This is a genomic window from Clostridium sp. KNHs216 (assembly GCF_006714885.1).
GTDB lineage: Bacteria > Bacillota > Clostridia > Oscillospirales > Acutalibacteraceae > Caproiciproducens.
Genome location: NZ_VFMF01000001.1, coordinates 2197964 through 2209945 on the forward strand (window position 1 = coordinate 2197964; position 11982 = coordinate 2209945).

The 11982-nt window shown below is 55.3% G+C and carries 13 protein-coding genes and 1 tRNA gene; 2 read left to right on the plus strand and 12 right to left on the minus strand.

What is annotated here, in order from left to right:
* Window positions 1-61: 61 nt before the first annotated feature.
* From ygiD to LY85_RS10695, 3 genes are all read right to left on the minus strand, one after another.
* On the minus strand, window positions 62-823 hold the full coding sequence (gene ygiD / locus LY85_RS10685) for a 4,5-DOPA dioxygenase extradiol (RefSeq protein WP_141826629.1): 762 nt from the start codon (window positions 821-823) through the stop codon (window positions 62-64).
* A gap of 63 nt (window positions 824-886) precedes the next feature.
* Window positions 887-2755 carry an asparagine synthase (glutamine-hydrolyzing) gene (gene asnB / locus LY85_RS10690; protein ID WP_141826630.1) on the minus strand — a complete coding sequence of 623 codons (1869 nt, stop codon included), beginning with the start codon at window positions 2753-2755 and terminating at the stop codon, window positions 887-889.
* Window positions 2756-2760: 5 nt separating this feature from the next.
* Complete coding sequence (locus tag LY85_RS10695; RefSeq protein ID WP_038326113.1) at window positions 2761-3423, minus strand: CpXC domain-containing protein; 663 nt, start codon at window positions 3421-3423, stop codon at window positions 2761-2763.
* A 160-nt stretch (window positions 3424-3583) separates the two neighbouring features.
* Here LY85_RS10695 and LY85_RS10700 point away from each other — a divergent pair, with 160 nt between their 5' ends.
* Both LY85_RS10700 and mnmA read left to right on the plus strand, forming a co-directional pair.
* Window positions 3584-4111, plus strand: a complete 528-nt coding sequence (locus LY85_RS10700; protein ID WP_038326114.1) for a hypothetical protein — start codon at window positions 3584-3586, stop codon at window positions 4109-4111.
* Window positions 4112-4119: 8 nt separating this feature from the next.
* Entirely contained in the window at window positions 4120-5193 is a 1074-nt protein-coding gene (mnmA, locus tag LY85_RS10705; protein WP_141826631.1) for a tRNA 2-thiouridine(34) synthase MnmA, read from the plus strand.
* Between the two features lie 34 nt (window positions 5194-5227).
* Here mnmA and LY85_RS10710 read toward each other — a convergent pair whose 3' ends face one another.
* The 9 genes from LY85_RS10710 to ppdK form a co-directional block, all read right to left on the minus strand.
* Window positions 5228-5482: a hypothetical protein gene (locus LY85_RS10710; protein ID WP_141826632.1), complete on the minus strand. Its 255-nt coding sequence runs from the start codon at window positions 5480-5482 to the stop codon at window positions 5228-5230.
* A gap of 30 nt (window positions 5483-5512) precedes the next feature.
* The gene (locus LY85_RS10715; RefSeq protein ID WP_141826633.1) at window positions 5513-5830 is read right to left on the minus strand and encodes a hypothetical protein; all 318 of its coding nucleotides are present in this window, start codon (window positions 5828-5830) and stop codon (window positions 5513-5515) included.
* Between the two features lie 208 nt (window positions 5831-6038).
* On the minus strand, window positions 6039-6338 hold the full coding sequence (locus LY85_RS10720; protein WP_038326118.1) for a sigma-70 family RNA polymerase sigma factor: 300 nt from the start codon (window positions 6336-6338) through the stop codon (window positions 6039-6041).
* A complete protein-coding gene (locus tag LY85_RS10725) occupies window positions 6335-6538 on the minus strand; it encodes a hypothetical protein (RefSeq protein ID WP_141826634.1) in 204 nt (67 codons plus the stop codon). The genes LY85_RS10720 and LY85_RS10725 overlap by 4 nt, the downstream gene beginning before the upstream one ends.
* Window positions 6539-6952: 414 nt before the next feature.
* On the minus strand, window positions 6953-7408 hold the full coding sequence (gene tadA / locus LY85_RS10730) for a tRNA adenosine(34) deaminase TadA (RefSeq protein WP_141826635.1): 456 nt from the start codon (window positions 7406-7408) through the stop codon (window positions 6953-6955).
* 6 nt (window positions 7409-7414) lie between these two features.
* Complete coding sequence (locus tag LY85_RS10735) at window positions 7415-8431, minus strand: type II CAAX endopeptidase family protein (RefSeq protein WP_141826636.1); 1017 nt, start codon at window positions 8429-8431, stop codon at window positions 7415-7417.
* Between the two features lie 153 nt (window positions 8432-8584).
* Window positions 8585-8661: transfer RNA gene (locus LY85_RS10740), tRNA-Arg, on the minus strand.
* A 107-nt stretch (window positions 8662-8768) separates the two neighbouring features.
* Window positions 8769-9227, minus strand: coding sequence for a hypothetical protein (locus LY85_RS10745; protein ID WP_038326122.1), 459 nt, complete (start codon window positions 9225-9227; stop codon window positions 8769-8771).
* Between the two features lie 96 nt (window positions 9228-9323).
* Complete coding sequence (gene ppdK / locus LY85_RS10750; RefSeq protein ID WP_141826637.1) at window positions 9324-11960, minus strand: pyruvate, phosphate dikinase; 2637 nt, start codon at window positions 11958-11960, stop codon at window positions 9324-9326.
* Window positions 11961-11982 lie beyond the last annotated feature (22 nt).

An 11982-nucleotide genomic window follows, 5' to 3' on the forward strand; every position in this document is an offset into this window, starting at 1 on the left:
AAGAATTAAATCGAAAAATACCGCAAAAAAACCGGCCATCCGGCCGGTTCGCTTTCGTTTATTATGAAAAGACGTAGGAGGTCATGGAAAGACTTCCCGCCATACGCGCTTCATTATAGATTTTGACCCGATCCTTTTCATCCGCCGCTCCCAGAACGTACAGCAGCGGGTCAAAATGTTCCCGTGTGGGGAACGCGTGTTTTGCACATTCCCCCGCTTTTTTGTATTCGATCACCGCGCTGAAATCCCCGTCCTGAATATGATCGCGGATATATGCGTCGAACTCGTCCGCAAAGGGGTATCCGCCCCGTACGGAAAAATCCACAAGCGCCAGATTATGTACCACGTTTCCGCTCCCGAAAATCAGCACATTCTCTCCCCGCAAAGCCTTCAGCTTCCTGCCGGCGTCGAACATCTCCCGCGGGGTCAGCCTTCCGTCAATGCTCATCTGCACCACCGGGATATCCGCCCGCGGATACATCAGCCTCAGCACGCTCCACGCCCCGTGGTCAATGCCCCAGGTCCGGTCCTCCAGACAGTCCCCGCCGATCAGCTTCATCGTCTTGGCCGCAAGCTCCGGAGCGCCGGGGGCCGGATACTGAATATCGTACAGTTCCCTGGGAAAGCCGTAAAAATCATGGATGGTTTTCGGCTTTTCCTGCGTCATCAGCCGGGTACGGTCGGTATACCAGTGAGCGGAAACCGCCAGAATCGCATCCGGCCTGGGGATTTCCGCACTGATCTCTCTCCAGCCCGCCGTGTACTCATTTCCCTCAATCGCATTCATAGGCGACCCATGTCCTATAAAAACCACCGGCATCATCCGATTTTTCCCCTTTCTAATGAAAGCTCCTCAGATTCGCGTTTGCAATCAGTCCCGACACGGCTACCGGATGACCGGAAGATCGCCCGGCTCGTGGGAACCGCCGTTAAAATAAATATCGTACCAGACGAGGAAGACAAAAATCGTCCAGATTTTGCGGTTGTTGTCCCGCTTCCCGCTGTAGTGGTCGTCAAGGAATTTCATCAGCTCGTCGGTGTTGAAGAACTGCTTTGCGGTTTCGCCCGTAAAAGCATCCTTTACAACGTTATAGTATTTTTCATCCCTGAGCCACACGCGCGTCGGCACCGGGAAGCCCAGCTTTTTCTTCTGCGCGGTCGCGTCCGGCAGATGCTTCATCGCGGCAAGGCGCATCGCGTACTTGGTGTTTTCCTTATTCACCCGCAGCTTTCTCGGAATGCGGGAAGCCACCCCGAACACCTCTTTGTCGAGGAACGGCACGCGCAGCTCCAGCGAATTCGCCATGCTCATGCGGTCCGCTTTCAAAAGGATGTCGCCGACCAGCCAGACGTTGATGTCCAGATACTGCATCTTGGTCACGTCGTCCTTGTCCTTTACGCGGTCGTAATACGGCTTTGTCAGCTCCTGCGGACGGGTGACCGGAATATCGCTTTTCAGCAGACGGCGTTTTTCGTCCATGGTAAACATACTGCAGTTTCCGATAAAGTTTTCCTCGATCGGCAGCGCGCCGCGCATCAGGAAGCTTTTTCCCCGGAAGGAAAACGGCAGCGCCTTCGCAACCGCCGCCAGCGCCTTGCGCAGGCCGAGCGGCAGCTTTTTGTAGCCAGCAAAATCATCCGGCTCGTGATAAATATTATATCCGCCGAACAACTCGTCCGCACCCTCGCCGGAAAGCACCACCTTCACGTACTCGCTCGCCATTTTCGAAACAAAATAGAGGGCGATACAGGACGCGTCGGCCAGCGGCTGGTCCATATGGTACTGCACCTTGCGGATATTTCCCCAGTATTCGTCGGCGGAAATGACCTTATAGTGATGTTCCACGCCGATCTTTTCGGAAAGGTTCTTTGCCCAGTCGATTTCGTTGTATTTTTCCCCGTAATCGAACCCGACCGTAAAGGTCTTCTGCCCGGCGAAGTAGGTGGAAACATAACTGGAATCCACGCCGCTGGACAGGAAGCACCCGACTTCCACGTCGCTGATTTTGTGCGCGCTGACCGAGTCCTCAAACACCTTTTCGATTTCCTCGACGGCCTGTTCCCGGGTCATGCCGGGGTCCTCGCTGAATTTCGGCTCCCAGTAGCGTTGGGTTTCGACCTTGCCGTCCTTATACCAGAGGTAGTGCGCCGGCATCAGGCAGTAGACATTCTCGAAGAAGGTTTCCGGCGGAACGGCGTATTCAAACGAGATGTAATTGTTCAGCGCGTTTTTATTGAATTTCTTTTCAAAGCCGGGAAATTCCAGAATGCTCTTGATTTCGGAGCCGTAAACAAAATGGCCGCCGACCTGCGTGTAATGCATCGGCTTGATTCCGAAATAGTCGCGGGCAATAAACACGCTCTTTTCGACGGTGTCGTAGATGGCAAACGCGAACATCCCGCGCAGCTTGGTCAGAAGGTCTTCATGCCATTCCTCAAAGCCGTGGATCAGCACCTCGGAATCGGTCTGGGTATAAAAACGGTGCCCCTTTTCCAGCAGGATGTTTCTGAGCTCCCGGTAGTTATAGATTTCCCCGTTAAACGTAAGCACCAGGGTTTTGTTCTCGTTGTAGATCGGCTGGTCGCCCGAGGAAGCGACGTCGATGATGCTCAGGCGCCGGAAGCCCATGGAGATATCGGAATCGGTAAAAAACCCGTTGGAGTCCGGGCCCCTGTGGGTGATTTTATCGGTCATGCTTTTAATTACTGCGTCGCGGTCGATTACTTCACCGGTAAATCCGCACAATCCGCACATCTGTCTTAGTCCTCCCCGCCGCGGTACACCCGCAAAATATTTTCAGCGGCGGCAGAATCCACCGCCACAAAATCGTCGTCCCGTGAAACCGCGCCCACGCTTTCCACAATCTCCAGCGATTTGCGGTAAACGTCCATACGCGTTCCCTGCTGAACCGGCTCGTCCTCTCCCTGCAGGAAAAAGGAAAACACAATCCGGTTCTCTTTTTCATCCGCGTAGCAAAAGTATCCGGAGGAAGTCTTTCGGTCGTGTTTTTTGCCCGCCACGTCGGTGAGCGCAAGCTTGACCAGTTCCACCGCAAAATCGTTCAGCCCGGCCTCAAAAATAAGCACTTTTTCCTTCAGACCCGCCAGCGAGGTCACCGCCCGCTTGGCCATCCCGTTAAACTGCGGAAAAGCTTCGCCCACACTGACCGGTTCCAGCTGGCAGCAGCCGCTGTTCGGCACAACATATACCATAAACTGATTTTCTTTATCGTGATAAAGGCAAGGATAAACAAGCTGTGCTTCATAGCCGCATTCCGGACATTTCCAGTCAAACAGCGTTTCATCCAGGATGCGCTGCCGCAAATCCGGATTCTCCCCGGCGTTGATTTCGGGGCTCATCGCTGTTTTTACCACGGCACCGCAGTGAGGGCAGCTTACGTCCCTGTTTCCAACCGATGGCATTTTTATTTCCTCCTTAGCCTTTGCGTATTTGTTTATTATATCACAACAAATTTAAAAAAGGAACAGAATTAAATAATCCTGTTATTTTTCAAACTTTTGAGTTATAATAATAGCATTGAAATCCTATCATGAACACCGCTATTGCGGCAGGAGGTACGCTATGAATTTTTTTGAAAATGTAACCGGCAGGGTAACAAAAGCAGTCGACTATGTTGTTGAGAAAAACCGCAAAGCCGCGCTGATAAATCGCATCAGGATCGTGATTAAAAACGAAAGGGAAAACGAAGCGCGCGCCTACGTCGCATTGGGAAAATATTATTTTCAAAATCTGCGCGACGCGCAGAACGAGGAAACCGAGTCCCTGTGCAAAGCGGTGGAAGCCGCCGACAAGCGCATAAAGAAGGCGTTTGACAAGCTCGACGAGCTCACCGCCGAAGAAGGGTATGAGGACGACGCCTGTACCGACTGTACGGACGACTGCGATTACTGCCCGTGCGGCTGTTCCGGTGAATCCGATACGGAAAGCACGGACGTCCCCGCGCCGGAACCGGAGGACGAGATCGCGCCCGCCGATTTTCCGCTCCATTTCCCCATTGTTGACAAGGCAAACGACAGGGATGACGCGTCCGAAGAGGCGGCCGAGGAAGCGGCGGACGACGAGGACGAGGCCCAGCCCACGCTGGACTGAGCGGAAATATGAAGAAAAAAGTAATGCTCGGCATGAGCGGCGGCGTGGACAGCTCCGTTGCCGCGCTCCTGCTTCTCAGGGACGGATACGACGTTACCGGCGTCACCCTGCGGCTGCGGCCGGACGAATACATGTGCCAGAGCGCGGCGGGCGGCTGCTGCTCGCTGGACGATATCGACGACGCACGCAGGGTTGCCTACAAGCTTGGGATCGACCATCTGGTCCTCAATTTTACGGACGTTTTTGAAAAGGACGTCATCGACTATTTCGCGGCGCAGTACGCGGCGGGGCTGACGCCCAACCCGTGTATCGCCTGCAACCGCCACGTCAAGTTCGACGCCATGCTCCGCCGCGCGAAGGAGCTGGATTTTGACTATATCTCCACCGGCCACTACGCCGTGATCGAACAGAACGCGGCCAGGCGCTGGCTTTTGAAAAAAGCGCCCGCCAGCAAGGACCAGAGCTACGTGCTGTACTCCTTTACACAGGAGCAGCTCAGCCGCACCCTGATGCCGCTGGGGAGCTACACAAAGCCCGAGGCGCGCGCCATGGCGGAGGAAGCCGGGCTGCCCGTCGCGCACAAGCCGGACAGTCAGGAAATCTGTTTTGTGGAAAACAACGATTACGCCGGATTCATTGAGCGCTACACCGGAAAAACCGCTCCGCAGGGCGATTTCGTGGACCAGAGCGGAAACGTGATCGGCCGCCACCGCGGCATCACCCGCTACACCGTCGGTCAGCGCAAGGGGCTGGGCGTTACCTTCGGCAAGCCCATGTATGTGACCGGGATCGACACGGTACATAACCGGATTACACTGGGGGAAGAGGGCAGCCAGTACGCGTCCTCCCTGATTGCGGCGGACCTTAATTTCATCCCGTTCGATACCTTGGAAAAGGAAACGGCGATCACCGCCAAGGTGCGGTATCAGGCGAAGCCCGCAAAGGCAAAGCTGGTTCCGCTCGGGGACGGGAAAGTCCGCGTGGATTTTGAAGAAGCACAGCGTGCGGTCACGCCGGGACAAGCCGTCGTCTTTTACGACGGGGACCTTGTGGTCGGCGGCGGCACGATTCAGCCGGAATAATCGTAAGGGCGGAGCCGTTTTTGGCTCCGCCCTTTCAGCGTTTATTTTCCAGAAAATACAGAAGAAGGAGCCCGACACAAAATATCGCAAAGACGACAAAAATCCCTTTCAGGCGCTTCCGCGTCGGATGATTTCCGTAGCTATAGGAGCATAATAAGGCAAAAGCAATGACCGAACACGCCCAGTTCTGCCATTCGCCGCGCGTGAATCCCGCAGAATAAAGCACCGCCGCAAAAGCGCCCCACAGAACGATCTGAATCGACCGGACGCGGCTGCCGTCTTTGCTCATTTTACCGCCCCTTTTCTGCCCGAAAGCCGGTCACTGCTTGAGACCGTACCCGCAGTGCGGGCATTTCGGGTAATCCATGTCGCATTTCTTCCCACAGTTCGGGCAGGTGATCTGCATGATTTCCGGCGCGTTGTCCCGACGGTCTTCACTGATTTTCAGCTGATCCTCCAGCACATCGACCCTGTTCATCAGGCCGCCGACGGCAATCAGCAGCAGGCCGAGAAGCCCCGCGGTAAAAACGCTGAGGAAAACCCAGAAGTCCTTGTCGGAGGACGCGAGCTCCGCAAGGAAAAGACCGATCCCTGCAATCAGGAACGCCAATCCCGCCCCTTTAAAAAATCTGGCCATCTTACACCACCCCGCAATTCCTATCGTAATGATACCACAGATACTCTGTCGATACAAACGGATTTGGCAAGTCAGGTCGCTGAAAAACCTGCACCGCGCTCTTTGTCCCTTCGGGCCGGGGACCTTAAGGAACGACCCCAGCCTCCCTCCCAGAGGGAGGTGGCGCGCCCGGCGCGACGGAGGGAGTGCGCCCCCCGCTCAGCCTCCCTCAATTTAACCGCGAGAAGGAATATCCCACCACCCGGCGCAGCCGTTCCCGCGCTTTTTTCAGATGCTTCGACACGGTCGGCGGCGTAACACCGATGATCTCCGCGACCTCCTGTACGCTTTTCTGCTCGAAATACCGCAGCCGCAGACAGTCGCGCTGCCGTTCGGTCAGCTCTCCTTCCATCGCGCGTCGCAGCGCCCCGCGCATCCTGAGATGCTCTCCCCCGTCGTCGTTCTCTTCCCGACCGACATTCAGCCGGTCCCCGAACAGGTCCAAGCTTAAATTGCTTTTTCTTCTCATCTTTTCGCCCCGATTCTCACCAGATACCTGCCTGTGTGCAGGCAGTCCAGATACATGTCGTTCAGCAGGGCAATCCTGCGGTACAGCCCGGAGGCCTCCTCGTTGCCCGCCTGCCGCGCCCGCCTGCGAAGCGGCGTCAGCCGTTCCTTAATTCTCTCTGCCTCATTCAAATATTCCGTGCCCCATTCGTTATAGTCCATATTGCTCCTTTCCTTCCCCGAAGCGGACCGCAAGCATCCGGATTCGTGTCCTATAATTCCATACTATCCAAAGAGGAGCAAATTTTCAAGATATTTTAGAACAAATGTTCTATTTAAAGCCCTGGCAGGGACAAACTCGGTACACCGAACCGGGCTTGTTTCCATTTTACAAGGATGTTAAAATAAAAGAAAAGCCTGAGCGGCCTGTCCGCACAGGAGCAGGATACCAAGCGGAAAGCGGGAATCAAAATGGAAAGCTTCGCTCCTTTATTGATTATTGCGGGATGTTATATTCTTGTCTATACGTTTGGCAAGATCAACAAGAAGAGATACGATGCTCCGGGAAAATTCCGGGATTCCCGGAAGTCTTATCGCCGGGGAAAAAAGTAGGAGGAAGCGAAACGCTTCCTCCCTTTATTTTTTATCCCTCAGCTTTTGAAAAAAATCCGTAAGCAGCAGCGCGCATTCGTCGGCAAGCACGCCGCCCAGCAGCTCCGGACTGTGGTTGTACGGCAGTTCAAACAGATTCACGACGGAGCCGCAGGAACCGGCCTTCGGGTCCCGCGCGCCGTACACTACTCTTGGAATCCGCGCGTTGATGATCGCCCCTGCACACATGGGGCAGGGCTCCAGCGTGACGAACAGCTCGCACTGCCACAGCCGCCAGCCGCCCAGCAGACGGCACGCCCGGTCAATGGCCTCCAGCTCCGCGTGGCAAAGCGCGTTTTTTCCTCTCTCTCGCCGGTTGCGGCCCGTGGAAATCACTTCCCCGTCCTTTACGATCACCGCGCCGACCGGCACCTCGCCCTCCTGCGCCGCCTCCCGCGCGAGAGCCAGCGCCAGGCGCATAAACCGTTCTTCCCTGTCCATATCAGCCTACGAAAGATACCGGAACGAGGACAGAAGCGTTAACAGCAGCACCGCCACACCGCCCGGATTGAAGAACAGTGCGTTCAGCTTTGCGGAAAGCCGGAAATACGGGTTTACCCCGTCGCTGTGGAAAAACTTCTTATCCTTTACCAGCAGATAAACAAAGGAAGCCACACCCAGCGCCAAAACGACGCCGACTACCGTGTTGTTTACATAATCCGCCATCTGGTCCCCGCCGAAGCGCTGCGACATTTCCACCGCGAAGGAAATCCCGTTGTTGAAAAAATGGATCAGGATGGACGGCCACAGGGAATTGGTGCGGACAACCACCAGCGCCATGACCAGACCGGCGATAAAGGCAAACACCATCTGCACAAAATTGCCGTGGTACAGCCCGAAAAGGATCGCGGAACCCACTACCGCGAACCCGTCCCCGTATTTTCTCAGGCTGTGAAGCACCACGCCGCGGAAAAACAGCTCCTCCACCAGCGGCGGAATGACCGCGATCGTAAGGAAATACAGGAATAAAACCGGCGGATCGCCCGTCAGGGGCATCTCTGGCAGCTCGCCGGAAAAGCCGAACCATTTCTCGATTTCCATCACCGCGTTGGCCGGAATGTTCGCCAGCATACAGACGGCTGTCCCGAAAAAGACACACGCGCCAATTTTCAGAAACCCGGCCTTCTCAAAGGGCAGCGCGCTGCTCAGGGAAATATGTCTCGCGGCGAAAAAGACCAGCGCGGGAGCGGCCAGCCCGACCAGATAGCCCGCCCCGTTCGCAAGATAATAAAGCACCGGCGTAAAGCCCTGAAAATCGCTGTTCGTATAGTCGTGCGTATATCCCACCGCGCGAAGATAGAACACGCAGACATACAGGAAGCCGGTCATCAGGAACATGGCGACGAGCAGAGTCCAGCAGACCGCGTTGGAGGTTTTCCTCAGCTCGCGCTTGCTGTTCTGGGCTTCCACATAGGGATGCACGTTATAATAAGGGCCGTATTGGGTGTAAGGCGAATTGTTCATTGCTCTCTCCTTTTATAAAAAAGGGCCCTCTCCCGCAAGCAGGAAAGAGCGTCTCCTTTTTTGGCAGGTTAGGTGAATATAGATGCCGCCGACCGGGCGGCAAAGTAAAGAAAAAGCGCCGGACCCAAACGCGAATTGGATCCAGCGTCACGCTGGCGTCCCCGGCGCGATTCGAACGCGCGGCCTTTCGCTTAGGAGGCGAACGCTCTATCCAGCTGAGCTACGGAGACAAATAAAGCTGTAAGACGGGTTTCCGCGGGCATCCGCCAAACGGCTCTCTTTCAGCGGAAATCGCATACAACTTTTATATTATAGGATATCGCGGCGCCTTTGTCAATTACTCCTTTTTGGGGGATTCCTTCCCATCTCCGTCCTGCGCCGCCTGGAAAAACCCGAAGATCAGCAGCATCATGGAGGTCAGGGAAATCAGAATAATGATATACGGCAGCCAGGTCATGGTCGCGTAATCCACCATTTTCCTTTTTGCCGCGCTGTAAAAACAAGCCGACGCCGTCGCGTACAGTGCGCAGAGCACCACGGAAGCACCGAAATTTTTTCTTTCCTTCAGAACCCTCATAAAAATAATAATCGCGGCCGGGAACACACACGCCATCACCATGTAGAAAAGCGCGTCGTCGGAAAAGCCCATGCCCGCGTAGCGGTTAATCATCTGAAAAACACTCAGCGCAGTGTCGCCGGCGGCATCCCCGACAATGGTCCCCGCCGGTAAAAACAGCGCTCCGATCAAGAAAAGCTGCAGCAGGGTCACCATGCTTTTAATCTGCTTCTTGTTCAACCGTACCCGCCTCCTTCCGGTAAATATCCCTTGAATACAATTCCCCATGCTCCTGAGAGCATGGGGAATTCTGTGTCTATCAAAGTGCGGGGAAATTTATTTTGCTCTCTTTTCCTTTACAGCAGCCTGTGCGGCAGCCAGACGTGCGATCGGCACGCGGAACGGTGAGCAGGATACGTAGTTCAGGCCGACGTTGTGGCAGAACTCGACGGAAGTCGGGTCGCCGCCGTGCTCGCCGCAGATGCCGAGGTGGATCTCGGGTCTGGTCTTGCGGCCAAGCTCAACCGCCATCTTCACCAGCTTGCCTACGCCGTTCTGGTCAAGGTGGGCAAACGGATCGGACTCGTAAATCTTGTTCTCGTAGTAGTAGTTCAGGAACTTACCGGCGTCGTCACGGCTGAAACCAAAGGTCATCTGGGTCAGGTCGTTGGTGCCGAAGCTGAAGAACTCCGCTTCCTTGGCAATGTCGTCCGCGGTCAGAGCGGCGCGCGGAATCTCGATCATGGTGCCGACCTCGTATCTGAGGGATACGCCGGCTTCCTTGATGATCTTATCGGCGGTCTCCGTAACGATATCCTTTACGAACTTGAGCTCTTTCTGCTCGCCCACCAGCGGAATCATGATGCGCGGCTCGGTCTTGAACTCAGGATGCTTCTTGTTGACTGCGATAGCGGCGTTGATGACGGCCGTTGTCTGCATTCTAGCGATTTCCGGATAGGAAACGGCAAGACGGCAGCCGCGGTGGCCCATCATCGGGTTGAACTCGTGCAGGCTTGCAATGACGTTCTTCAGGTCTGCGACGGTGATGTTCAGCTCGCCGGCGATTTCCTTGATGTCCTCTTCCTTGGTCGGCAGGAACTCGTGGAGCGGCGGATCGAGGAAGCGGATGATGACCGGACGGCCTTCCATCACTTCGTAGATGCCCTCAAAGTCGCCCTGCTGGAACGGGGTCAGCTTGACAAGCGCCTTTTCGCGCTCTTCGGTGGTCTTGGCAACGATCATTTCACGCATTGCCTTAATACGCTGGCCCTCAAAGAACATGTGCTCGGTACGGCAGAGGCCGATGCCCTGCGCGCCGAAATCACGGCCCTGTTTTGCGTCCTTCGGTGTGTCGGCGTTGGTGTAAACTTCCAGCTTACGGGCAGCATCGGCCCACTTCATGAAGCGGTCGAAGTCGCCGGAAATTTTGGCGGCGGCCGTCGGAATCGCTTCCGCGTAGATATTGCCGGTGGAACCGTCGATGGAAATATAGTCGCCCTCTTTAATGGTCAGGCCTGCGAGGGTAAATTTCTTTGCATCGTAATCGACAACGATTTCGCCGCAGCCGGATACACAGCAGGTACCCATGCCGCGCGCAACAACCGCCGCGTGGGAGGTCATGCCGCCGCGTACGGTGAGGATGCCCTGTGCGACCGCCATGCCTTCGATGTCTTCCGGAGAGGTCTCCAGACGGACAAGAACGATCTTCTCGCCCTTATCGTGCCATTCCTTCGCGTCCTCCGCGGAGAATACGACTCTGCCGCAGGCAGCGCCCGGGGAAGCCGCAAGGCCCTTGCCGATCGCCTTTGCCTTTTTAATGGCGGTAGCGTCGAACTGGGGATGGAGCAGGGAGTCGAGCTGCTTCGGCTCTACTCTCAGCACCGCCTCTTCTTCGGTGATCATGCCTTCGTCAACCAGGTCGACGGCTACTTTCAGGGCAGCGGCCGCGGTTCTCTTTCCGTTTCTGGTCTGGAGCATGTAGAGCTTGCCGTTTTCAATGGTGAACTCCATGTCCTGCATGTCGGTATAATGTTTTTCAAGGTTGTTTGCAATCTCAGCGAACTGGTTGTAAACTTCCGGCATATCCTGCTGGAGGTGGCTGATCGGGAACGGGGTGCGGATACCGGCGACGACATCTTCGCCCTGTGCGTTAATGAGGTACTCACCGAAGAGAGCCTTTTCGCCCGTAGCCGGGTTGCGGGTAAACGCAACGCCCGTGCCGGACTTGTCTCCGGAGTTGCCGAACACCATCGCCTGTACGTTGACGGCGGTGCCCCAGTCATAAGGGATTTCGTTCATGCGGCGGTATACGTTCGCGCGGGGGTTGTCCCAGGAACGGAATACGGCCTTGACGGCTTCCATCAGCTGAACCTTCGGTTCGGTCGGGAAGTCCTCGCCCTTCTGGGCTTTATAGAAAGCCTTGAATTTTTTAACAAGGTCCTTCATATCGTCCGCGTCAAGCTCGGTATCCATCTTAACGCCTTTTTCCTGCTTCTTCGCCTCAATGATCTTTTCAAACTCTGTTTTGGAAAGCTCCATCACAACGTCGGAGAACATCTGTACAAAGCGGCGGTAAGAGTCATAAGCAAAGCGGGGGCTGTTCGTCAGCTTTGCAAGCCCTTCCACAACAGTGTCGTTCAGGCCGAGGTTCAGGATGGTATCCATCATACCCGGCATGGAGGCGCGGGCGCCGGAACGTACGGAAACCAGCAGCGGATTTGTCGGATCGGCGAACTTTTTGCCGGAGATCTTTTCCATTTTTGCAAGGTATTCATAAATTTCAGCCTGAATATCGGCGTTGATTTCACGGCCGTCCTTATAGTATTGCGTACAGGCTTCGGTGGAAATCGTAAAGCCCTGCGGAACAGGCATGCCAAGAACGGTCATCTCGGCTAAGTTAGCGCCTTTGCCTCCGAGAAGCTCTCTCATTTTGCCATTGCCTTCGGAGAAAAGGTAAACGTACTTGTGGCTCATTAACAGTACCTCCTATTAAATT

Excerpts from the sequence above, each read along its gene's own strand:
- ppdK (WP_141826637.1), bottom strand. The coding sequence starts at position 11,960 with ATGAGCCACAAGTACGTTTACCTTTTCTCCGAAGGCAATGGCAAAATG.
- mnmA (WP_141826631.1), top strand. The coding sequence starts at position 4,120 with ATGAAGAAAAAAGTAATGCTCGGCATGAGCGGCGGCGTGGACAGCTCC.
- LY85_RS10735 (WP_141826636.1), bottom strand. The coding sequence starts at position 8,431 with ATGAACAATTCGCCTTACACCCAATACGGCCCTTATTATAACGTGCAT.
- LY85_RS10710 (WP_141826632.1), bottom strand. The coding sequence starts at position 5,482 with ATGAGCAAAGACGGCAGCCGCGTCCGGTCGATTCAGATCGTTCTGTGG.
- LY85_RS10725 (WP_141826634.1), bottom strand. The coding sequence starts at position 6,538 with ATGGACTATAACGAATGGGGCACGGAATATTTGAATGAGGCAGAGAGA.
- asnB (WP_141826630.1), bottom strand. The coding sequence starts at position 2,755 with ATGTGCGGATTGTGCGGATTTACCGGTGAAGTAATCGACCGCGACGCA.
- LY85_RS10700 (WP_038326114.1), top strand. The coding sequence starts at position 3,584 with ATGAATTTTTTTGAAAATGTAACCGGCAGGGTAACAAAAGCAGTCGAC.
- tadA (WP_141826635.1), bottom strand. The coding sequence starts at position 7,408 with ATGGACAGGGAAGAACGGTTTATGCGCCTGGCGCTGGCTCTCGCGCGG.
- LY85_RS10695 (WP_038326113.1), bottom strand. The coding sequence starts at position 3,423 with ATGCCATCGGTTGGAAACAGGGACGTAAGCTGCCCTCACTGCGGTGCC.
- ygiD (WP_141826629.1), bottom strand. The coding sequence starts at position 823 with ATGATGCCGGTGGTTTTTATAGGACATGGGTCGCCTATGAATGCGATT.
- LY85_RS10715 (WP_141826633.1), bottom strand. The coding sequence starts at position 5,830 with ATGGCCAGATTTTTTAAAGGGGCGGGATTGGCGTTCCTGATTGCAGGG.
- LY85_RS10720 (WP_038326118.1), bottom strand. The coding sequence starts at position 6,338 with ATGAGAAGAAAAAGCAATTTAAGCTTGGACCTGTTCGGGGACCGGCTG.